Origin of the sequence: Plantactinospora soyae (assembly GCF_014874095.1) — a bacterium.
In the GTDB taxonomy this organism is placed as follows: domain Bacteria; phylum Actinomycetota; class Actinomycetes; order Mycobacteriales; family Micromonosporaceae; genus Plantactinospora; species Plantactinospora soyae.
Window position 1 is genome coordinate 5774220 of sequence record NZ_JADBEB010000001.1, and the last position, 21846, is coordinate 5796065.

Here is a 21846-nt window from a genome sequence, read left to right on the forward strand (position 1 = left end):
GATGTATCTCAGGAGGGAGTGACCTCATGTCGAGACTGCGCGCCCTGGCGGCGCTCGCGGCACTGGTTGTCGCCGTTGGACTCGTGGCGATCATCCCGGGAACCCCGGCATCGGCGGCGGCCTGCACGGCGTCGTGGCAGGCCTCGACGGTCTACTGGGGAGGTGACCAGGCCTCCCGCGGCGGGCGTAACTACCAGGCGAAGTGGTGGACCCAGGGCGAGGCGCCCCCGGGCAGCACCGGCGTCTGGCAGGACCTCGGTGCCTGCGGCGGCGGCACCACGCCGCCACCGACCAACCCCGGCGGCTTCGTGGTCAGCGAGGCGCAGTTCAACCAGATGTTCCCGGGCCGCAATTCCTTCTACACGTACTCCGGCCTCGTCGCCGCCCTCGGCGCCTACCCGGCGTTCGCCAGGACCGGCAGTGTCACGGTCCAGCGCCAGGAGGCGGCGGCGTTCCTGGCCAACACGTACCACGAGACCGGCGGGCTGGTCCACATCGTGGAGCAGAACACCGCGAACTACCCGCACTACTGCGATCCCGGCCAGCCCTACGGCTGCCCCGCCGGGCAGTCCGCCTACTACGGGCGCGGGCCGATCCAGCTCAGCTGGAACTTCAACTACAACGCGGCCGGGAACGCCCTCGGGCTGCCCCTGCTGACCAACCCCTGGCTCGTCCAGAACGATGCCTCGGTGGCCTGGAAGACCGCCATCTGGTACTGGATGACCCAGAACGGGCCGGGCACCATGACCGCGCACAACGCGATGGTCACCGGCGCCGGATTCGGGCAGACCATCCGCAGCATCAACGGCTCGATCGAGTGCAACGGTGGGAATCCCGCCCAGGTGCAGAGTCGCGTCACCAGGTACCAGCAGTTCGTGGGCATCCTCGGTGTGCCGGCCGGAGCCAACCTGAGCTGCTGACCCACGCCCCGGGCTCCGGCATCCGTCGCCGCGACGATGCGGGCGGCCAGGGCCCGACATGCGCGACCGGCCCCGCGACCGTCTCCACCGGTCGCGGGGCCGCTGGCGTGGGGGCGAGCGGTCTCGCTCAGGACAGGAATGCGCCGTAGCGGCCGTTCAGGATCCTGTCCTTCTGCGCCTGGCTGAAGTGCGTGTTCGGGTAGTTGTAGAAGGACGCCGACATCGGGGTGCCGTCGGTGTAGGAGGAGTCCGGCAGGCCCAGGGCGTGGCCCAGCTCGTGCACCATGCCGACGTACCAGCGGTTCATGTTGCGCGCTCCGGCGCCTCGGTGGTGACTGGGTCTCGCCACCTACTGTGCCGGCCGAAACCTTTTCGGCAAGGCTTCGACGAAAGTCGATGAAAGGCGTCCCTTGACGTCGTGCCGGCCCGGCCTCGGCGTCCGTACCGGCCCGGCGTCGTACCGGAATCTCTTTCCGTCGGTGTGCCCGGCACGGCGACCCCGGCCGGCCGGCGCGGGTCACGGGGGTGGGGCGGGCACGACGGTGACCGGGGCGCGATCGCGACCGCGGCGGCGTCGAGGAAGATGGGTCCCATGACCGCTGACGCACCTTCCGCTTCCCACCCGCTCCAGCCCGTCGACGAGAGCTGGCAGCGCGGGCTCGCCATCGTCGCCCACCCGGACGACCTGGAGTTCGGCGCCGCCGCGGCCGTCGCCCGCTGGACGCGGCAGGGCAAGCAGATCACCTACGTGCTGCTCACCAGCGGTGAGGCCGGCATCGACGGACTGGACCCGGCCGAGGCCGGTCCGGTCCGGGAGGAGGAGCAGCGCGCCTCCGCGGCGATCGTCGGGGTGTCCCAGGTCGACTTCCTCGGGCTGCCCGACGGCGTCCTGGAGTACGGCGTCGCGTTGCGTCGCGACCTGAGCCGGGTGATCCGGACGTACAAGCCGGACATCGTGTTCACCAACAACTTCCGGGACAGCTGGGACACGGCCGGCGACGCGCTGAACATGTCCGACCACATCGTCACCGGTCGAACCGTGCTCGATGCCGTCCGGGACGCGGCCAACCGCTGGGTCTTCCGCGACCAGATCGACGCGGGGCTGGAGAAGTGGGGCGGCGTCCGGGAGGTCTGGGCGGCCGGCTCGCCGATGGCGAAACACGGCGTCGACATCACCGAGACGTTCGACCTCGGCGTCCGGTCACTCGAGGCGCACGCCGCCTATCTGCGCGGTCTCGGCTCCGGGGACTTCGACCCGGAGGAGTTCCTGGAGGGCATCTCCCGGCAGACCGGCAACCGCCTCGGCGTCAGGTACGGAGCCGGCTTCGAGGTGTTCCGGCTCGGCCTGCACTGAGGCTGCGGACCGGAACCGCGCTGGGAAGGATTCCGTGATGAGCCGTATCCCGGACGACCAGGCGACCAGGGCGCTCGGGCGGTGGATCGGCACGACCACTCCCACGCTGCTGGGCGAAGGGATGGAAGGCTCGGTCTACGAGATCGACGAGTCGCGGGTGGCGAAGCTCTGGTTCTCCGGTTCCGTCGACCTCTCGCGCCGGATGGCGACGTTCTACGACGTCCTGAACGCGAAGTCGTTCGCGTTCTCCGTACCGAGGATCGTGCAGGTGGCAGCCGTCGAGGGGCGGGTGGTCACCATCGAGCGGCGGTTGACCGGCAGCACGTTGTCGGCCGCCCTCGCGGCGGGCACGATCCGGCCCGACGACGGGTACGCGGTCTTCGTCGACATCCTCGTCGAACTCGCCGCCGGTGGCGAGCTCGCGGCGGCCCGGGAGCTGTCCGTACTGGGTGAGGAGTCCCCGCTGTTCGTGCCCGGGGAGGACTTTCCGCTGGCGCTCGCCCGGCTCGCGGGACGCCGGGTCGAGCGTTTCCGGCCCGTGTTGAGCCGGGCCGTCGAGGGCTTCGAGGCGAAGGCCGCGGCACTCGTCGGCCGGCTGCGCGAGGTCGACAGTGGCCGGCGAGCCGTGGTCCACGGTGACCTGATCCCGGGGAACATCCTGGTCGACGTCGCGGGCAGACCGAGCGCCGTCCTGGACTGGGGCTTTCTGACCACCGAGGGTGATCCGGCCTTCGAGGCGGCGGTCGCCGCGGCGATCTTCGACATGTACGGGCCCGAGGCGCGGCAGGTCGAGCAGGATCTCCTCGACCGGATCACCGAGCGGATGGGCTATGACCGTGTCGCGCTGCTCGTCTACCGGGCCGCGTACTCGCTGATCTCGGCGAACGCCTTCGACCCCCTGGGCCGGGACGGCCACTTCGCCTGGTGCGTGGCGGCGCTAAACCGGGCCGACGTCACCAGGGCCCTGCTGGACTAGGTCGGGTGGTCCGGCGAAATGGCGACTCTCCGCCGGACAGGTTTGTGACCGGTCGAGGAGTTTGGGATGCTGCGCCGGGCTACCCGCCGACACCAGCTGCGCGAAGGGACCACCACGATGGCAAAGGTCATCTCTACGCTGTTCATCTCGGCCGACGGTGTTGCCGAGATCGACCCGGATTGGCACTTTCCGTACTTCGACGAGAACATGGGCCGTGCCGTCAGCGAGGACTACGACACCGCCGACGTGCTGCTGATCGGGCGGGAGACGTACGACAGCTTCGCCGGAGCGTGGCCCGACCGGGAGGCGGCGGGTGGGGACGACGCACCGTTCGCCAAGCAGATCGGGGACGTACGCAAGGTGGTCGCCTCGCGCCAGCCGCTGGAGTTCAGCTGGCGCAACTCCGAGCTGATCAAGGGCGATCTCCTTGACGCCGTCACCTCGCTCAAGGCCGACGCCGGCATCAGGGGCATCCTCATCCCCGGTTCGATCTCGGTGGTGCAGCAGTTGCTCGCGGCGGGGCTGATCGACGAGTTGCGCCTGCTGGTGCACCCGGTGGCGGCGCGCAAGGGACGCCGGCTCTTCGACGACGGCGACGCGCCGTACCACCTGAGGGTGACGGCGACCGAGACGTACCCGACGGGTGTGATCCGGGTGGTCTACGCGCCGGCCGAGGCGCCCGGCAAGGTCGGCTACGACGAGGTCAAGGGCCAGGTGCCGACCGCCGACTAGCCGCAGCGGCCGATCCGGGCGTACCCGTGACGGGTTTCCCGGACCGGGTGACCGGCGCGACGCGATCCGCGCACCGGGCGGAGTTCCGGCACGGGCCCGCGCGCCGGGTTCGGAACGGAACCGCCGTGCCGCGACCGGCGTCGAACCCCGGACAGGAGGTTCGACTGTGCAGACATCCCGAGGTCCCGCGCGGCCGTCCGTCCGGATGGGCGCGGTTCTGGTCACCGGCGCGATGCTGCTGGCCGGCTGCGCCGGACCCACCCCGCCGGGCGACGCGGCGCGGATCGACGCGCAACTGGTCGCCGACCTCGCGCCGAACGACGCCCGCACGGTGAGCCAGGCGGTCAACGCCTTCGCCTTCGACCTCTTCGACGAGGTGGCCGACGGCCGGCAGAACACCGTCACCGCGCCGCTGTCGATGACCGTGCTGTTGGCGATGATCCTGGCCGGTGCCGACGGCGACACCGCCACGGAGCTGGCCAGGGTGCTGCACCTGGGCGACCGACGCGACGTACGGGTCGGTGCGCTGCTGGGGAAGCTGGCCGACACCGACGAGGTGACCCTCTCCGTGGCCAACTCGCTCTGGGCGGATCCGGGCAGGCCGTTCGAGGCGGACTACCTGACGTTCCTGCGTCGTGTCTTCGGCGCCACCGTGGAACAGGGCGACCTCGGTTCGCCCGGCACCGCCGAGAAGATCGACGCCTGGGCCAGCAGGAACACCAACGGGCTCATCGACCGGATCGCCAGGGACCTCGGGTTGCCCGACTCGGCCGCGATCCTGGTGCTGCTCAACGCGGTCTACTTCCTGGGGGAGTGGACGACCCGGTTCGACCCCGGCGACACCCGGCCGGAACCGTTCACGCTGGCCGACGCGGGGACGGCCGACGTACCGATGATGCACCTGACGGGTGGGCGGTTCGGTTACGCGCAGCGCGACGGCTACCGGATGCTGCGACTGCCCTACGGCGAACACGGGCGGTACGGCATGGAGATCATGCTGCCCGACGACGGCGGTACCCTGGCCGACCTGGTCGCCTCGCTGGACGCGGCGCAGTGGCGTGCCGCCGTCGACAGCCTCACCACGCAGACCATCGACGAACTCGCCCTGCCGCGCTTCGAGCTGCGCTGGAAGGGCGAGCTGACCGACCCGCTGCGCCGGCTCGGCATCTCCACCGCGTTCACCCCCGGCGACGCCAACTTCCGGCCGATGTCCCCGGCCGCCCCGTGCTGGAGACGGTGGTGCACAAGACCTACCTCCGGGTGGACGAGCGCGGCACCGAGGCCGCCGCCGTCTCCGGCGGGGTGATGAGCACCTCGGCTGGGCTGGGCCGGACGGTGTTCCGCGTCGACCGGCCCTTCGCCTTCAGCATCTCCGACCAGCGGACCGGAGCCATCCTCTTCCTCGGCGCCGTCGCCGACCCTCGCGGCTGAACCGCAGACCGTGCCGGGACGGTGTTCGGGTGGCCACCTGGACGGCGGCCACCCGAACTCGGGCGGTGTACCCAGCGCGTTACCGCTGGGCGAGCGCGCCGTCCGGGCCGAACTGCGGGCGCAGTTGCTGGACCGAGTTCGCGTCCACCGCGGCGGCCGGGCCGTGGTAGATCGCGTTGTACAGCAGGTTGAACTGTGACCGGGGCAGCGTACGGAAGGTGATCTCGCTGCCGTACGTCACGACCTGCCCCTTACCGACCTCGAAGGAGGCGATGTTGGTGGCGCCCCGGATGTGCTCGGCACCGCGCAGATAGCCGCTGGCCAGTACGTCACCTTCGGTCGGGTACTTCGACACCACCTGCCCGCCCTCGCCGGTCAGCTCCCACGCCTGGGTGTCGTACAGCCACACCGGCCAGGACTTGGGCATGCCCCAGGCCACCGGGTTGTTCGGGTCGAACTCCTGGTGCAGAAGGCTTCCGCCGGTGGTGAACTGGTCCTCGTCGTCGGGCAGCGCCGGCTTCATCGGAAGGTTGAGCAGTTCCTGGGTGGTCTCCACCGAGCTGCCGATGGCCAGCAGCGTGCCGCCGTTGCGGACGAACTGCTGCAACTTCCGCCAGCCCTTGTCGCCCACCCCGTAGGCCCAGGAGTACTCCTCGCCGTACTCCTTCGGGTCCAGGCCCTCGACGATGTCGTCCCGGGACACACCGTGCGAGACGACGATCGTGTCGTACAACTCGTTGAGGGACTTCCGCTGGAAGTCCTGGGCGGACACGACGTCGTAGTTGACGCCGTACTGGTCGAACTGCCACATGTCCCAGCCGCCGGGCATGTTCCCGATGCCCCGCAGCAGGCCGACCTTGGTCTGTGGCTTGAGCTGGACCCCGGGGGTACGGGGAGCCCGGTCGACCGCGGTGACCTGGAGGCCAACCTTGGCCGAGGCGGTCGCCAGGACGTTGCGGGCCTGCGGGGTGGCCGGCACGACGTAGGTCCCGGCGGGGTAGCTGACGCCCTGCTGGGTGAAGCTCTTGCTGCTGCGGAACGTCGGGATGTTGGCGTCCTGGAGCGCCGAGACGATCTGGACCGTCCCGTAGGACTCGGGGCGAACCAGGTAGGCACCCTTGTCGCGGGGGGCGGCCGGCATCGTCACCTGGGGCACCTTGACCGACGTCACCCGTTCCAGGCTCGCCTGGAACGGGGCGCGGATCTCGGCGACGTCGACACCGAGTTGGAGCGGCAGGCTCGTCGTCGCCTCCGCGTACGGCAACAGCGCCGGGCACTCGCCGCAGTCCCGGACCTCCGGATAGGCGTCGACGCCGAGCACCTGATGTGCCCAGTTACCGCGTGGCTGGTGCATCTTGATGACGTACGAGCCGGCGCCGTAGCGCTTTCCGCCGGCCGAGAACTCCGACGTGGCGCGATCGATCTCGACCTGGGTCCACTCGAGACGCTGGAGCATCTCGAAGGTGGCGTACGGGTCACGCTGGTTGGCGTCGACGACGAACGCGAAGGTGCCCGACGGTACGCCCTGGGTCATGTACTCGTACGGCACGGCGTACAGGTTGTCGTAGAGCAGCTTCTTGCCGTTGTCGGCGGTGTACTCCATGCCGGCATAGGTGGCGATCTTCGCGTAGTCCACGATGTCGGCCAGGGTCCAGGTGTTGGAGCGATAGGGCTCGATCAGGCTCATCCGGGCCTGCTGCGGACCCAGCGGCTTGCCGTCCGAGGAGACCTGCGGATAGGCGTAGTCCGTCACCGAGGCGATCTCGGTCAGGTAGACGCCGGAGCCGGTGAACGGGAAGAACCCGACGGGTTGTTCGAGGGTCCAGTAGATGTGGTAGTCGAGGCTGCCGACGCCGGTCTTGCCGGCCGCGGCGAGTTCCCGGGCCGCGTGCTGACCGATCGCCGAGACCGAGGAACTCATGTTCGCCGGCACGTTCTCGCTGGTGATGCCGCCGTAGGGCGGGACGAAGATCCGGCTGCCGGAGTTCCCCTTCTGGTGCATGATGTGCACGATCGCCGGGCGGTACTTCTTCTCCAGGGCGAGTCGGTACTGCGCCTCCACCTGGGTGAACATCGTCCAGTCCCGGTTGTCGTCGTGACCGGTGTACTTGTGGTACAGGTCCGGGTATGTCCGGGCCCGGTCCGTGCCGGCGGTCCGGTTGAAATGGTCGATGATGAGATGCTGTCCGTCCGGGTTCTGTGACGGCACCAGAACGATTACCGAGTTGTTCAGCACGTTCTTGGTGAAGTCCGAGTCCTCCGAGGCGAGGCGGTGGACGATGTCGTTGATCGCCTGTCCGTTGCCCACCTCGCTGGAGTGGACCGTCGCCTCGAGGTGGTAGAACGGCACCCCTTCCTCGGCGAGCTTCCGGGCCTCTTCCGGAGTCGTGTTGCGGGGGTCGGAGAGTTTCTGGTTGATTTCGACCAGCCGGTCGAGACGGCGGAGATTCGCCGGTGAACTGATGATGACGGTCGCGTATTCGTTGCCCATTGTCGTCGACCCGATGGTCTCGTAGTCGACGCGATCGGACCGTTCCGCGATCAGTTTCATGTACCTGAGTACGTCGGGATAGGAGGCCAGTTTTCCTTCGGTGCCCATCTTGAAGCCGAAGTGCTGCTCCGGGGTGGGGATGTCCGCGGCGCGAGCGGCCGCGACGGAGAGTGTGGAGCCGGCGCCGGCGGTGGCGCTCGGTGCGACCGCGGTGGATCCGACCAGAGCTACCAGGGCCACACAGGCGCCGTATAACAACGGCGGACGGGTCTTGAGCATGGCGGGACCTTTCGACTCGAGCTCAGCCGCTGAAGATCGACTGTTGCTGAACCGTAACGGCGGGTGTGCTTGTCCTCGCTCGCGCCGCTGTTCGCGTTTGTTCGCTCTTGTGGTGGCCCGGAAAAGCTCAAGAATGCCTCAACATGGTTGCCCCGGCAGCGGCCCGCGATGTATCAAGAGCCATGATCGCGCAGGCGCCTCAGTCACCGATGGCCGATCAGCAACACACCGTTGCCGACGCGGTACCCACGCCACGGCCCGAACGACTGCACGCCCGCGCACTCGCATTGATGCTCACCGACCAGTCCGCCCGGGGGATCGCCGACCGGCTCGGTCATCTGATCTACTCCGGCGAACTCGCCCAGGGACTGCACCTGCCGACCGTGCGCGCGCTGGCGGCGGCCCTGCACGTCGGCCCCACGACGATCGCGTCCGCGTGGGCCCAACTGCGGCAGCGTGGACTGATCCACTGCGACCGGCGCCACGGCAGCGTCATCCGCGGTCCCGGCAGGTTGGCCGGCCGCCGGTACGCGAGCCTTCCGCTCCGGTCGGCCGTACGACTGGACCTCTCCACGGCGTTGCCCGACCCTGCCCTGCTCCCCGACCTGGCCGTCCCGATGGCCGAGGCCGTCAGCGGTACGCACTGGCGGAGCTACCCCGACGACGCCATGGACGTGCACCTGGCGGCGGTGCTGCACGGGACGTGGCCGTTCGAGGCCGAGGACTTCGTCGTCACCAGCGGTGCCCACGACGCCGTCCACCGGGTCGCCGACGTCGTCCTGCACCCGCATGACCGGGTACTCGTCGAGGAGGTCGCCGCCGCGTCACTGCTCGACATCGTCGAGGACCACCAGGCCCAGGCGACGCCGATCAGGTGCGACGACGAGGGCCCGCTGCCCGAGGCACTCGAACCGGCGCTGGCCAGCCAGCCCAGGATGCTGCTCCTCCAGTCCCGGATGGCCAGCCCGCACGGCCACGCACTGTCCCGCCGACGCGCCCGTGCCCTGGTGCCGATGCTGGCCGCGAGCGACGTCGTGATCGTCGAACAGGACACCGCCCACGAACTCGCCCCGACGCCGGACGTGTCGCTCGGAGAGTTCCTGCCGGAGCAGACCCTTCTCGTCCGGAGCTGGAACAAGTCGCACGGACCCCACCTGCGGGTCGGGGCGCTGGCCGGGATCAGGCGGGTGGTGGCCCGGGTGCGGGCCCGGCAGAAGTCCACCGGAAGCTGGCCCTCGGTGCTGACCCAGCGGGCCCTCGCACAGATGCTCACCGACCCGCAGACGCAGGAGACGATCCGGCTGGCCCGGTGCTGCTACCGCCAGCGCCGGCACCGGATGGTCCGGGCCCTGCACGACCACGGCCTCGCGCCCACCGGTGTCGCGGGGCTCTCCGTCTGGGTGCACGTGCACAACGCCGGGACCGCGATCCGCTCGTTGGCCGGTGACGGCATCGGCATCGCCTCCGGGGCGCCGTTCGTCACGCACGGGGACGGGCGATCGCATGTCCGGATCGGCACGACCCTGCCCCACGACCAGCACGCGCACATCGCCCGTACGCTCGGCGCGGCTCATCGCGGTCAACCGCTCTGACCCGGTCTCCGTGGTCCGGCCGCCATGCGGGATCCGGTGCGGCGCACCCGGCCGTCCGGCTGTGGCGGCGGCTCGGCGGCGTCCACTCACTCGCGTGGTCGGACGAGTCCCGCGTCGTAGGCGAAGACGATGGCCGCGGCCCGGTCGCGCGCGCCGAGTTTGTTGAAGAGCGATCCAATGTGGGTCTTCACCGTGGTCTCCGCGAGGAACAGTTGTTCGGCGACCTCACGGTTGGAGGCGCCGCGTGCCATCAGGCGGAGGACGTCGAGTTCGCGTTCGGTGAGCGCGTCGAGCCGGTTGTCGCGGCGGCTCGTCGGCCGGGCGAACTGCCGGTAGGAGGCGAGGATCGGGCCGAGGAGGGTGCCGTCGATCCAGGTGCCGCCGGCCGCGACCGTGCGGACCGCCTCGATCAGGTTCTCGGGGGTGGCGGACTTCAGCTCGAATCCTGCCGCGCCGGCGTCGACCGCGGACCAGAGCACGTCCTCGTCATCGAAGGTGGTGAGGATGCAGACCGGTGGCCCGCCGGCGGCCCGTAGCCGGCGGGTCGCCTCGACCCCGTCCACGCCGGGCATCCGCACGTCCATGCAGACGAGGTCGGGGGAGCACCGCGTCACGGCGTGGACGACGTCGCCGCCGTCGTCGCACTCGCCGACGACCTTGATGTCCGGCTGAGTGCGCAGGATCAGGCCGAGACCGGCACGGACCATCGGCTGGTCGTCGACCAGCAGCACCCGGATCACGCGGACGCTCCGGCGAGCCGGCGGGGCAGGCGGGCCTGGACCACCCAGTGTTCCCGGTCCGGCCGGGCCTGGAAGGTTCCCTCGATGGCGGCCACCCGGTGCTCGAGTCCGGCCAGTCCCATGCCGCTGCCGGCGCGCCCGGAACCCGGCCCGAGCGCGCTCTCCACCCGTACGTCGACCCGGTCACGGTCGACGCCGATCCGGATCGTCGCCTCCGGGGAGCGGGCGTGTTTGGCGACGTTGGTGAGGGCCTCCCGGAGCACGTCGTGCAGGACGATGCGGGGTGCCGCCGACACGCCCTCCATGTCCCCGGCGACGTCGAGATCGATCCGCATCCCGGCGTCGCGGTACGTGCCCAGCAGATGTTCGAGTTCGTCCGGATCGAGTGGGGCGAGCGAGGAGGAGCCCTGGTGCATGAGCATCAGGGCCTGGCGCAGCTCGTCCATGCCCTTGCGGCCCACGAGTTCCGCCTGCCGCAGGGCCGCCGCGGCCTCGGCGACCTCCGTCGGCGAGGAGGTGAGGAGCATCCGCGCCCCGGAGAGGTGGAGCAGGACGACGCTGAAGCTGTGCCCCACCAGGTCGTGCAGGTCCCGGGCGATGCGTTGCCGGTCCTCGGTCACGGCGGTCTCGGCCAGCCTGGTGCGGGTACGTTCCAACTCGTCGATCAGCGCGAACTGCCGGCCGACGACATGCCCGAAGCCCCAGCCGATCAGCAGGCCGCCGAACCAGAGCCACGCGCCGATCCCCCGGTGCCAGTTGTTCGTCTCGAGCAGCCAGATCAGGAACGGCGACACCAGGCAGAGCATCATGACGACGGTGTCGAGCCGTCGGGTACGCCCGGCCGCGACCACTGCCAGCGCGGTGACGACCACGAGGTAGGCGCTCTGGGTGACCACCGCCGCGTCGCCGACGAGCGTCGGAATCGTGACCCAGGACAGCAGCAGCCAGCCCGGCATCGACCGCCAGAGCGCTCGCACGATCAGCGCCGGAAGCATCAGGACCGCCAGGATCCAGCCCCAGTCCGACGTGTAGGCGAGGTTGAGCACCCCCAGGCCGGTGCCGAGAACGGCCGCCCCGATCACGAACTCGTCGCGGTCACGCAGCAGTGCGGGCATGTCAGGAATATAGGTCAGCCTCGGCACCGTCGACTCCGACCACGGTGCCGTGGCGCCTCCTCCCGGGGTAGGAGCGGGCGGGCCTTTCCCGGCCCGGGGAGGGATTGGCAACGGCACCACACTCCGAGGACACCGGGGTCCGCCCACTCCAGACTTCATCAGCAGGTGTCCGGACCGACCGGAGCCTGGAGGAGGTCGTCATGTTCACTGCGCTCGGGAGGCTGGTCGTCCGACGCGCCCGGCTGACCCTGTTCGGCTCGCTGGTCGTCATCGCGCTGACCGCGATCCTCGGCGGTGGAGTCTTCAGCCTTCTGTCAACGGGCGGCTTCGAGGATCCGGGTTCGGATTCCGCGCGGGCGGGCGAGCTCCTCGAAGACGAGTTCGGCGCAGGCACGCCGAACATCCTGCTCGTCGTCACGGCCGACGGTGCCGACGTCGACGCCCCGGACGCGGCAACCGCCGGCCTGGCCCTCGGCACCGAACTGGCCGCCGTGGAGGGCGTCGACGAGGTGACGTCGTACTGGAAACTCGGCGCACCGCCGTCGCTACGCTCGGGCGACGGTTCGTCGGCGCTGATCCTCGCCCGCGCGGGCGGCGAGGACACGGACGCGGAGGCGACGGTCCAACGCGTACGGGACCGGCTCGACGGAGACCGGGATGCGGTCACCGTCGAGATCGGCGGTGCCGCGGCCATCGGCGAAGCGCTCGGCCACGGCCTGGAGCAGGACCTGGTACGCGCCGAGCTGATCGCGATCCCGCTGACGTTGCTCCTGCTGCTGTTGGTCTTCCGGGGCGTCGTCGCGGCGCTGCTGCCGCTCGTCGTCGGTGGCGCGGCGACATTCGGCACGTTCTTCGTACTGTGGGCGATCGCCCAGTTCACCGACGTCTCGGTCTTCTCGATCAACCTCGTCATGGCGCTGGGTCTCGGCCTGGCCATCGACTACTCGCTGCTCATGGTCTCCCGGTTCCGCGAGGAACTGGACGCCGGGCACGGGGTCGGCCTGGCCACGATCCGCACCGTGGAGTCCGCCGGCCGGACGGTCGTGTTCTCCGGGGTGACGGTGGCCGTGGCGCTGCTGGCGCTCGCCGCCTTCCCGCTCTACTTCCTGCGCTCGTTCGCCTACGCCGGTGTCGGTGTCGTGCTGGTCGCCGTACTCGCCGCGGTGATCACCCTGCCCGCGCTGCTGATGGTGCTCGGCCACCGGGTCAACGCGTGGCGGTTGCCGGGGATGCGGCGGGGCGGGGAGACCGGGTCCCTCCGGTGGGCGGCCCTCGCCGAACGGGTGCTCCGCCGGCCCGGCCTGGTCACCGGCGCGGTGGTGGCGCTGCTGGTGCTGCTCAGCCTCCCCATCCTCGGCACCCGGCTCGGCAATCCCGACGCCCGGGTACTGCCGGCCGACGTGCCCGCGCGGCAGGCGACCGAGAAGGTGCAGCGCGACTTCGGCTTCGCCGCCGAGGCGTTCCCGGTGGTGACGAACGGGTCGGCGAACCCGGCCGAGATGGAGGCGTACGTCGTGGCCGTGTCCCGGGTCGCGCACGTCGCCGAGGTCGTCACCGCGCGTGGCACCTGGGCCGACGGGCAGCGGGTCAGCGGCCCCGCTCCGGACTCGGCACGGTACGTCGCGGACGCCGGGGAGTGGTTCGAGGTGGTGCCCTCGGTGCTGCCGATCTCGTCCCAGGCCGAGGAACTCGTGCACGGCCTGCGGGACCTGGCTCCGCCCTTCGAGGCCCTCGTCGGCGGCAGCACCGCCCAACTCGTCGACACCAAGGCGGCGATCTTCTCCGTCGCTCCGTGGGCCGCGCTCTGGATCTCCCTGGCGACGTTCGCCCTGCTGTTCGCGATGTTCGGCAGCTTCCTCGTGCCGTTGAAGGCGATCGTGCTCAACACCGTCAACCTGACGGCCATGCTCGGCGTGATGGTGTGGATCTTCCAGGACGGAAACCTCTCCGGCGTCCTGGAATTCACCGCGACGGGTATGACCGACACCTCGATGCCGCTGCTGATGTTCGCGGTGGCCTTCGGGCTGTCGATGGACTACGAGGTCTTCCTGCTCGCGCGGATGAAGGAGGAGTACGACCGCACCGGCGACAACCACGTCGCGATCGTCACCGGAATCGCCAGGACCGGACGGATCGTCACCGCCGCGGCGCTGGTGCTCTCCATCACCTTCTTCGCCTTCGCCGCCAGCGGGATCACCTTCATGAAGATGTTCGGTCTGGGCCTGGGCATCGCCGTGCTGATCGACGCCTTCCTCGTTCGGGCGACCCTGGTGCCGGCGCTGATGAAGCTCGCCGGGGCGGCGAACTGGTGGGCACCGGGATGGGCCCGGCGCCTGCACGCACGGGTGGGACTGGACGAGACCGGCGGCACCCTGTCCACCGAACCGCCCGGCGCGCCGGTGGTCGACGAGCGATCCGGCCCCGTACCGGAACACGTCTCCTGACACGCCGGCACGACAGCGCGGCGCCGACCCGATCGGGGTCGGCGCCGTGACGGTCGACCGCCACCCCGATGGCGCCGGTCGATCGGACCATCTCGAACCATCGATGCCCTTGTGTCGTGGCGTCGGCTCTCGTAGCGTGCGTTACGACCGGTTCCGACAACCCTTTTAAGAAGGGCTGTCGCAAGGGGTGTTCGGAGGCGTGCAATGGCGGCTCGACGTGGAATGACCCGGGTGGCGAGCGCGACGCTGGCCGCGACACTGGGCGTGGCGGGCGTCGCCGTGCCGCACGCGGTCGCCGGAGCGGCGTCCGCGGCGGGCGCGGCCGGGGTCACGATCCGGATCGATCCCTCGTACCAGCAGCAGCCGTTCCAGGGCTGGGGCACCAGCCTCGTCTGGTTCGCCAACGCCACCGGCGGCTACCCGGACGAGGTCCGGAACAGGCTCGTCGACCTGCTCTTCGGCGAGGACGGCCTGCGGCTCAACATCGCCCGGTACAACATCGGCGGTGGCAACGCGCCCACCGTCGACGACTACCTGCGGCGGGGCGGCGCGGTGCCGGGGTTCTGGCGGGCGCCGCAGCCCTACGGGCCGGGGGAGAAGGAGTGGTGGGACCCCGACAACCCGGACCACTGGAACTGGGACGCCGACGCCAACCAGCGCTGGTGGATCGACCAGATCAAGGACAGGGTCGACACCTGGGAGGCCTTCAGTAACTCGCCGCCGTGGTTCCAGACCGTCAGCGGGTACGTCTCCGGCGGCTTCGACCCCAACGCCGAGCAGATCCGGGCGGACCGGGTGGACGAGTTCGCCGACTACCTCGTCCGGGTCACCGAGCACATCGAGCGGGAGCACGGCATCGCGTTCGACACCATCGACCCGTTGAACGAGCCGAACACGCCGTACTGGCGTACCACGCTGGGGCCGGACGGCCGGCCCACGGGCGGGCGGCAGGAGGGCGCACACGTCGGGCCCGCGCTCCAGGCGCAGGTCGTACTGGCCCTGCGGCGCCGGCTCGACACGGCGAGCACCGACGCGGCCATCTCGGCGCCGGACGAGACCAATCCCGGCATCTTCCTCCAGGACTGGTACGGCTACCCGGCCGAGGCGCAGGCGGCGGTCAGCCAGCTCAACGTGCACACCTACGGCACGGGGCAGCGCACCGCCGCCCGGGACGTGGCCAAGGCCGAGGGGCGCCCGCTCTGGATGAGCGAGGTCGAGGGCAGCTGGGGCAACGACTTCACCAGCATGGACTCCGGCCTGGGCATGGCCCGCCGGATCATCGACGACCTGCGCGAGCTGGAGCCGGCGGCGTGGGTGCTGTGGCAGCCGGTCGAGGACGCCGAGAACATGGTGGCCGAGGGCAACCTGCAGTGGGGGAGCATCCACGTCCCGTTCACCTGCACCTCCACCGACACGCTCGCCAGCTGCCCGATCCGGACGAACACCAAGTTCGACACGATCCGTAACTTCACCCACCACATCCGTCCCGGCGACCGACTGGTCAAGGTCGACGACACCGCCAGCGTCGCGGCGGTCAAGGAGTCCGGCCGTGGTGCCGTGGTGGTCCACGCCAACGCCGACACCAGCCCGCGCGCCGTGACGCTCGACCTGTCGCGCTTCGCCGAGGTCGGTGCCCACGCCACGGTCACGCCGGTGTTGACCAGTGCCGAGGGCAAGCTCGTCCGAGGTCGCCCGGTCCGGGTCGAACGGCGCTCGGCCACGCTCACGGTGCCCGGCGAGTCGGTCAGCACGTTCCTGATCGATGGTGTCCGGGCCGGGGCCGGCCGGCCACAGCACATCCAGCCCGGCCACGCCTACCGGCTCCAGGGGGTGCAGAGCGGTCGCTCGCTCGCCCCGTCCACGGACGGCGCCCGTCCGGTGCTCGGCACCACCGACACCAGCCGCCCCGAGCAGCTCTGGTACGTCCGCAAGCTGGGCCACGGCGCCGGCAATCGGGACCGCTACACCATCGGGAACGCCGGTACGGGCCGGCGGCTCGCCGTGCGCGGCGGGGCCACCGTGCTGGAGGGCGCCGACACCGCCGCCGACCAGGGTGCACAGTGGATCCTGTCCACGACCGGCGACGGCACCTACACGTTCGTCAACGTCGCCGCCCGGCGCGTGCTCGACGTCTCCGGCGGCGCCACCGAGGACGGCAGCCCGGTCTCGGTCTGGCAGCCGACCGGGTCGGGCAACCAGCGCTGGGCGGCACTGGACGAGACCGTGGCCAGCACCGAGGCCGCGCGACTGCACACCGTTCCCGGCCGCGTTCCGGCGCTGCCGCAGACCGTGACGGCGGTGCTGTACAGCGGGGAGCGCCGCAGCCTCCCGGTGACCTGGCACCCGCCGCCGGACGGGGCGTGGCGCCGGCCCGGCGTCGTCACCGTGCGGGGCGTCGCGACCGACGTGCTCGACCGGCGGGTTCCGGCCACCACGCGGGTCACCGTCGACACCTTCACCGCGACCGAGCCGGCCCGGGCCAAGGCGTACGCCGGCGGACAACCCGACCTGCCGGCCACCGTGACGGGCCTCGGCGCGCACGACGGCACGGCCACCCTGCCGGTCAGCTGGGAGCCGCCGCCGGTGGGCGCGTTCGACCGCCCCGGCGTGGTGACCCTGACCGGCGTGGCCCGGGTGGTGGACGGGACCGAACTGCCCGCATCCGTACGGGTGCAGGTCACCGGGCCCGCGCAGACCAACGTCGCGCTCGCGGACGGGGCCACGGTGGCCGCGACCTTCACCGAGGGCGGGTACTCGCCGGCCGGGCTCCGTAACGGCGTCACCGCCGAGAAGGCCTGGTCCAACTGGAGGTCCGGCACCCAGAACCCGTCCGAGACCATCAGCGTCACCCTGCCCCGACCGGCGGACCTGCTCCGGGTGGTGACCCACTTCCACCGGGACAGCATCGGCGGTGGCGGCCTCGCCGCGAGCCTGCGCGTACAGGTCCGTGACGCCGGCGGCACGTGCGTCGACGCGAGCGGCGAGGTGGCCGTCGGCACCGAGGGCGCACCGGCGGTCGACGTTCCGGTGACGGCTCCGGTCACCGATGGCGTCTGCGTGCTGCTCACACCCCGCCCCGGCGGCTACCTGACGCTCGGCGAGATCGAGGTCATGGCCAAGGCCCCGGGTGTCTCGTCCGACGCCACGCTCGCGTCGATCGCCGTGGACGGCGTGCCGATCACCGGCTTCGACCCCGACCGCACCGACTACCGGGTGTCCGCGGCCCGGCCGGGGCGCAGCACCGTCACCGCGACCGCGAGCGACCCCTACGCCACGACCCGGATCGTCCGGGACACGTCCACCCGGCGAACCACCTGGACGATCAGCACGACCAGCGAGGACGGGTCGCAGCGCCGCACGTACCGGGTGACGGTCACGCCCCGCTGAACCCGGTCGGTCCGGACGGGCTGCGCGGGTACGGACCGCCGGTGGCCGGGTTCGGATCCGGCCACCGGCGGGTCTGTCCCGGTTCGCTATCCGATGGCGAAGCTGGGGTGCGGCGGTTGGTTGTAGGCGGTGTTCTGCCACGCGACGGCGACCCGGTACTGCCGGTCCTGCATGAGGGAGGGCCGGGCGATGCTGGTCGAGTCCGTGGTGGAGTAGATGCGCAGCGCCGAGTTGTTCGACGTTCGCCAGATGACCTCCTCGCGCCAGTCGCCGAGGATGTCGGCGGAGAGCGCGGGGGTGGACTTGGTGCCGTTGTTCGAGGCGACGCCGGAACCGGTCAGCAGCCGCGTGTCGCCGCCGGTGCCGTACTTGTCGATGTGGGTGCCGTCGAGCAGCTCGCGTTGCGCGTCGCCGTCCCACCAGATGACGAAGTTCGCCGAGGACGGGTTGCGGCCGATCGAGGTGCCGGAGGCGTTGTACAGGTTGCCCATGTTCGTTCCGGAGCCCCAGAACTCGGCGCCGGGGCTGCCGGCGTAGATGTCGGCGGCCACGCCACGACCGGGTCCTTCGGCTCCGCCGTTGCCGGGGCGCCGCCAGATGACCTGGCCGTTGCTGCCGGCGTGTACGTCGGCGGCCGGCTGGCTGCCGGACTCGTGGATGGTGAACACCTCGATGCCGGCCCGGCTGGGGATGAGGTCGCCGACGTGTAACGCGTCGCCGTGTCCGAAGCCGGTGGAGTACATCAGGGTGCCGTTGTCGTTGATGGTGGCCGCGCCGTAGATGATCTCGTCGCGGCCGTCGGCGTCGACATCGGCGACGGACAGGTTGTGGTTGCCCTGCCCGTACGCGCCGCCACTGCCGGAGTCGTAGGTCCAGCGGCGGGTCAGGCTGCCGTTGCGGAAGTCCCAGGCGACGATCACGGCCCGGGTGTAGTAGCCCCGCGCCATGATCAGCGAGGGGCGCGAACCGTCCACGTACGCGGTCGCGGCGAGGAACCGGTCGACCCGGTTGCCGTAGTTGTCCCCCCAGGAGGAGACGTTGCCCCGGGCCGGTTCGTAGTTGACCGTGGACAGCACCGCACCGTTCTGCCCGTTGAACATGGTGAGGAACTCGGAGCCGGCGAGGACGTAGCCGCTGGAGTTGCGGTGGTCGGCGCTGGCGTTGCCGATGACCTGCCCGGTGCCCGAGCGGGTACCGTCGGCGGTCTTCATCGCCACTTCGGCCCGGCCGTCGCCGTCGTAGTCGAAGACCTGGAACTGGGTGTAGTGGGCACCGGCCCGGATGTTGCGGCCGAGGTCGATGCGCCACAGCCGGGTGCCGTTTAGTTTGTACGCGTCGACGTAGACGTTGCCGGTGTAGCCGGACTGTGAGTTGTCCTTGGCGTTGGACGGGTCCCACTTGAGTACGATCTCGTACTCGCCGTCGCCGTCCAGGTCACCGACGCTCGCGTCGTTCGCCGCGTAGCTGTACGACTCACCGCTGGGCGTCGTTCCGCCGGGCGGGATCTGCAGCGGTACGTCCCGTGAGGTGGCGAACGGTACGACCTCCTCGGCGGTGGCGGACCGCAGTTCCATCCCGTCGGCGACCGGGCGCACCGAGTACCTCGCGTCGGCGGGCGCGCCGGCGTCCAGGTAGCTGGTGGCGGTGGTCACCGGTGCGGGGTTGACCTTCACCGAGTCGCGGTAGACGTTGAAGCCCGTGCCGGCCGGGTCGGTGTTCAGCAACCGCCAGGACACGAAGTTGCCCTTGCCGGTGCGGATGCTGATCAACCCACGGTTCAACTTCTCTGTCGTCGTACCGGCCTCGGCGGGCGCGGGGGCGGCTCCGGCGGTGGCCGTGGCCGGGTCGGTCGTGGCGTGCGCGGCGCCTGCGGTGACGATGCTGGCGGCTGCCACGGCGAGGGACGTCGCGGTGGCGAGCAGGAGCCGTGGCCCGGGCCGGTGGGTCCGGGGTGGATCGAGCGGAGGGTGATTGATACGTTTCATTTGACCGTCCAGGTTAGGGCGCACGTGAACGTACGCCAGCGGGGGTGCGGTCGCCTCGGGGTTGGTGGTGGTGCTCGAGGCGGGCCGGTGCTGCTCGCGGGGGATGCGAGCGTCGTGCCATCGGGACCGGGCTGCCCCGATGTGCCTTCGTCGACTCGTGGAAAGCGCTTGTTCCAGGGCCAACGAGGGTAGTCAATCGACGTACATAAGTGTTATTCGATCGACTGGAGCCTGTCAACCGCCCGCGGTGGCCGGCCGGGCGTCAAGGTCGACGGTTGCCACCCGGTCCGACGGCGCCTCGCCGCGCACGGCCCCATCGACGGACGCCGCCGCGTGGATCCATCTCCGCGACGTGCGCGATGATCTCCCCGGTCGTCGCCCTGGTCGGGCATCCACTTTGTTTGGGCACCAAACTATTGACAAGCCACATTCATCCGCGTAAATCTTTGTTTAGCGGCACCCCGCCCGGAGCCGGGTGATTGGTGCGGGAGCGCCGGGCAGCCTCCCGCCTACCCGTTCGTGCAATCGATGTCTGGGGATCCCCATGTCTTCACTCGCCCAACAAGTCAACCCGTCCCGGTACCGCGCCACGATGCTCCTGCGGATCCTCGCTCTCGCGGTGACCGGGGCCGTCGCGCTCACTGTGTCCCTGGTGGTCACGCAGGACACCGCGAGTGCGCACGGCTCGACGATCAACCCGGCCTCGCGCAACTACGGCTGCTGGAAGCGCTGGGGCAGCGACTTCCAGAACCCGAACATGGCCAGCCAGGACCCGATGTGCTGGCAGGCGTGGCAGGCCGACCCGAACGCCATGTGGAACTGGAACGGTCTGTACCGCGACGGTGTCGCGGGCAACCACCAGGCCGCCGTGCCGAACGGGCAACTGTGCAGCGCCGGGCAGACCGGTGGCGTCCGGTACGCCGCGTTGGACAACCCGGGCAACTGGCAGTCCACGAAGGTCAGCGCCAACTTCGGTGTCAAGCTCCACGACCAGGCGCTGCACGGCGCGGACTACTTCCGGATCTACCTCACCCGGCAGGGGTTCAACCCGCTCACCCAGCGGCTGAACTGGAGCAACCTCGAACTCCTCAAGGAAACCGGCCGGTACGCGCCGGGCGCGGGCACCCGGGAGACCGGCGACCCGGTGCTGAACGGCGTCTCCAACACGATCAACGTCAGCTCGTCGGGACGTAGCGGCCGACACATCGTCTACACCATCTGGAAGGCCAGCCACTCCGACCAGACCTACTACTGGTGCGCCGACGTCAACTTCTGACTCGGGAACCCGTAGCCGACCGGTCCCCGCCAACCGGGGTACCGACCCCGAGGTGGGCTGCGGGAATGACCAGCCGGTGACGGTCGGGCACGGGCCGGGTCCGCGACACGCGTGGACCCGGCCCGGCGCTGGTCGAGTACGCCGGTCGGCCGGCGGTCGACCTGCCGTGGTGTGGGACGGGCGGACGTCCGATCGGTGCCTTGGCGGGAGCCGGCTCCGGGTCTTCGTCAGCGACCGCGGACGAGGGTGAGCATCTCCTCCACCGAGCCGGCAGGATCGCTGATCGGAAACTGCACCGCGCGGATGACGGCGTCGGCGTCGGCCAGCAGGGTGAGGCGCTTCAGGCGGTCGACCCCGGACGCCCGGAAGGTCGGCAGCCGCAGCCCGGCCGCGAGCTTCATGTCCTGGTCGGACAGCAGGGGGTAGGGCAACCTCGCGTGGTCGGCAAAGGCGGCCAACTGGTCGGGTCGCTGCGTGCTGATGCCTCGGACCGTGGCACCGGACATCTCGAAGTCGTTGTGCCGCGACGCGTAGGTGAGGGACTCCAGGGTGCAACCCCCGGCGCCCGGGATGTCGCCCCAGCCGGGTGGGTGCCCCTGCGTGCCGGGGGCGAAGGCGCCCGGGAAGAGGTACAGCACGGTCCAGAGGGCGCCGGACGCGCTGGGGGCGACCCGTTCACCGTCCTGCCGTTCCAGCACGACATCCGGCAATTTGCGCCCGACCAGCTCATGCACCCGGCGGGCCTCGGCACCGCCGTCCTCGCTGGTCCCGGTCAACGTGCCGTTGCCCATCACATGCCTGGTGCCCCAGTCCTGCAGCGCGATGAGCGCCGGGAGCAGGCCCTCACCCTTCGCGGTCAGCAGGTAGTCGTAGCGTGGCGGGCGATTGGAGTACGCCCGCTTCTCCAGCACTCCGTGTGCGACGAGGCTGGCCAGGCGCTCGGCCAGTGCGCGGCGGCTGACGCCGAGTTCCCGCTGAAGGCTGTCGAAGCGGGTGGTACCGCCGGCTATGTCGCGTACCACCAGGAACGTCCACCAGTCGCCGATCACACCGAGCGCCTGCGCCACCCCGCAGTCGGCATCGGCAAGATCCGCACGCTTCACGGGCTCCAGTATAGTGCGTTC

General features: G+C 70.5%; 16 protein-coding genes. 10 read left to right on the forward strand and 6 right to left on the reverse strand.

Annotated features, from left to right (window positions below; genetic code table 11):
• Positions 1-26: 26 nt before the first annotated feature.
• A complete protein-coding gene (locus H4W31_RS25230) occupies positions 27-920 on the forward strand; it encodes a glycoside hydrolase family 19 protein (protein ID WP_192768920.1) in 894 nt (297 codons plus the stop codon).
• 127 nt (positions 921-1047) lie between these two features.
• Here H4W31_RS25230 and H4W31_RS25235 read toward each other — a convergent pair whose 3' ends face one another.
• Entirely contained in the window at positions 1048-1227 is a 180-nt protein-coding gene (locus tag H4W31_RS25235; protein WP_225945668.1) for a hypothetical protein, read from the reverse strand.
• Between the two features lie 285 nt (positions 1228-1512).
• Here H4W31_RS25235 and H4W31_RS25240 point away from each other — a divergent pair, with 285 nt between their 5' ends.
• The 5 genes from H4W31_RS25240 to H4W31_RS43845 all read left to right on the forward strand — a co-directional run bounded on the left by H4W31_RS25240 (position 1513) and on the right by H4W31_RS43845 (position 5413).
• A complete protein-coding gene (locus H4W31_RS25240) occupies positions 1513-2274 on the forward strand; it encodes a PIG-L deacetylase family protein (RefSeq protein WP_192768921.1) in 762 nt (253 codons plus the stop codon).
• Positions 2275-2311: 37 nt separating this feature from the next.
• Complete coding sequence (locus H4W31_RS25245) at positions 2312-3250, forward strand: phosphotransferase family protein (protein WP_192768922.1); 939 nt, start codon at positions 2312-2314, stop codon at positions 3248-3250.
• 117 nt (positions 3251-3367) lie between these two features.
• The gene (locus H4W31_RS25250) at positions 3368-3982 is read left to right on the forward strand and encodes a dihydrofolate reductase family protein (protein WP_192772369.1); all 615 of its coding nucleotides are present in this window, start codon (positions 3368-3370) and stop codon (positions 3980-3982) included.
• 166 nt (positions 3983-4148) lie between these two features.
• Positions 4149-5288 (forward strand): serpin family protein, encoded by a 1140-nt coding sequence (locus tag H4W31_RS25255; protein ID WP_192768923.1) that lies wholly within the window; start codon positions 4149-4151, stop codon positions 5286-5288.
• The gene (locus H4W31_RS43845) at positions 5222-5413 is read left to right on the forward strand and encodes a serpin family protein (protein ID WP_192768924.1); all 192 of its coding nucleotides are present in this window, start codon (positions 5222-5224) and stop codon (positions 5411-5413) included. The genes H4W31_RS25255 and H4W31_RS43845 overlap by 67 nt, the downstream gene beginning before the upstream one ends.
• A gap of 79 nt (positions 5414-5492) precedes the next feature.
• On the opposite strand, the gene H4W31_RS25265 is transcribed toward H4W31_RS43845, so the two are convergent.
• Positions 5493-8183, reverse strand: coding sequence for a M14 family zinc carboxypeptidase (locus H4W31_RS25265; RefSeq protein WP_192768925.1), 2691 nt, complete (start codon positions 8181-8183; stop codon positions 5493-5495).
• Positions 8184-8392: 209 nt separating this feature from the next.
• On the opposite strand from H4W31_RS25265, the gene H4W31_RS25270 reads away from it, so the two are divergent.
• Entirely contained in the window at positions 8393-9775 is a 1383-nt protein-coding gene (locus H4W31_RS25270; protein WP_192768926.1) for a GntR family transcriptional regulator, read from the forward strand.
• 86 nt (positions 9776-9861) lie between these two features.
• On the opposite strand, the gene H4W31_RS25275 is transcribed toward H4W31_RS25270, so the two are convergent.
• Positions 9862-10515: a response regulator gene (locus tag H4W31_RS25275; protein ID WP_192768927.1), complete on the reverse strand. Its 654-nt coding sequence runs from the start codon at positions 10513-10515 to the stop codon at positions 9862-9864.
• On the reverse strand, positions 10512-11630 hold the full coding sequence (locus H4W31_RS25280) for a sensor histidine kinase (RefSeq protein WP_192768928.1): 1119 nt from the start codon (positions 11628-11630) through the stop codon (positions 10512-10514). Before H4W31_RS25280 ends, H4W31_RS25275 begins: the two co-directional genes overlap by 4 nt.
• Positions 11631-11830: 200 nt before the next feature.
• Here H4W31_RS25280 and H4W31_RS25285 point away from each other — a divergent pair, with 200 nt between their 5' ends.
• Positions 11831-14074, forward strand: coding sequence for an MMPL family transporter (locus tag H4W31_RS25285; protein ID WP_192768929.1), 2244 nt, complete (start codon positions 11831-11833; stop codon positions 14072-14074).
• Between the two features lie 204 nt (positions 14075-14278).
• Complete coding sequence (locus H4W31_RS25290) at positions 14279-17461, forward strand: RICIN domain-containing protein (protein WP_192768930.1); 3183 nt, start codon at positions 14279-14281, stop codon at positions 17459-17461.
• An 86-nt stretch (positions 17462-17547) separates the two neighbouring features.
• Here the strand turns inward: H4W31_RS25290 and H4W31_RS25295 are convergent, their stop codons facing one another.
• Positions 17548-19446, reverse strand: a complete 1899-nt coding sequence (locus H4W31_RS25295) for a rhamnogalacturonan lyase (protein ID WP_192768931.1) — start codon at positions 19444-19446, stop codon at positions 17548-17550.
• Positions 19447-19990: 544 nt separating this feature from the next.
• Here H4W31_RS25295 and H4W31_RS25300 point away from each other — a divergent pair.
• Entirely contained in the window at positions 19991-20722 is a 732-nt protein-coding gene (locus H4W31_RS25300) for a lytic polysaccharide monooxygenase auxiliary activity family 9 protein (protein WP_192768932.1), read from the forward strand.
• Positions 20723-20949: 227 nt separating this feature from the next.
• Here the strand turns inward: H4W31_RS25300 and H4W31_RS25305 are convergent, their stop codons facing one another.
• Positions 20950-21825: a winged helix-turn-helix transcriptional regulator gene (locus H4W31_RS25305; RefSeq protein ID WP_192768933.1), complete on the reverse strand. Its 876-nt coding sequence runs from the start codon at positions 21823-21825 to the stop codon at positions 20950-20952.
• Between the last annotated feature and the right edge of the window lie 21 nt (positions 21826-21846).

Excerpts from the sequence above, each read along its gene's own strand:
- H4W31_RS25230 (WP_192768920.1), top strand. The coding sequence starts at position 27 with ATGTCGAGACTGCGCGCCCTGGCGGCGCTCGCGGCACTGGTTGTCGCC.
- H4W31_RS25235 (WP_225945668.1), bottom strand. The coding sequence starts at position 1,227 with ATGAACCGCTGGTACGTCGGCATGGTGCACGAGCTGGGCCACGCCCTG.
- H4W31_RS25240 (WP_192768921.1), top strand. The coding sequence starts at position 1,513 with ATGACCGCTGACGCACCTTCCGCTTCCCACCCGCTCCAGCCCGTCGAC.
- H4W31_RS25245 (WP_192768922.1), top strand. The coding sequence starts at position 2,312 with ATGAGCCGTATCCCGGACGACCAGGCGACCAGGGCGCTCGGGCGGTGG.
- H4W31_RS25250 (WP_192772369.1), top strand. The coding sequence starts at position 3,368 with ATGGCAAAGGTCATCTCTACGCTGTTCATCTCGGCCGACGGTGTTGCC.
- H4W31_RS25265 (WP_192768925.1), bottom strand. The coding sequence starts at position 8,183 with ATGCTCAAGACCCGTCCGCCGTTGTTATACGGCGCCTGTGTGGCCCTG.
- H4W31_RS25270 (WP_192768926.1), top strand. The coding sequence starts at position 8,393 with ATGGCCGATCAGCAACACACCGTTGCCGACGCGGTACCCACGCCACGG.
- H4W31_RS25280 (WP_192768928.1), bottom strand. The coding sequence starts at position 11,630 with ATGCCCGCACTGCTGCGTGACCGCGACGAGTTCGTGATCGGGGCGGCC.
- H4W31_RS25285 (WP_192768929.1), top strand. The coding sequence starts at position 11,831 with ATGTTCACTGCGCTCGGGAGGCTGGTCGTCCGACGCGCCCGGCTGACC.
- H4W31_RS25290 (WP_192768930.1), top strand. The coding sequence starts at position 14,279 with ATGGCGGCTCGACGTGGAATGACCCGGGTGGCGAGCGCGACGCTGGCC.
- H4W31_RS25295 (WP_192768931.1), bottom strand. The coding sequence starts at position 19,446 with ATGAAACGTATCAATCACCCTCCGCTCGATCCACCCCGGACCCACCGG.
- H4W31_RS25300 (WP_192768932.1), top strand. The coding sequence starts at position 19,991 with ATGTCTTCACTCGCCCAACAAGTCAACCCGTCCCGGTACCGCGCCACG.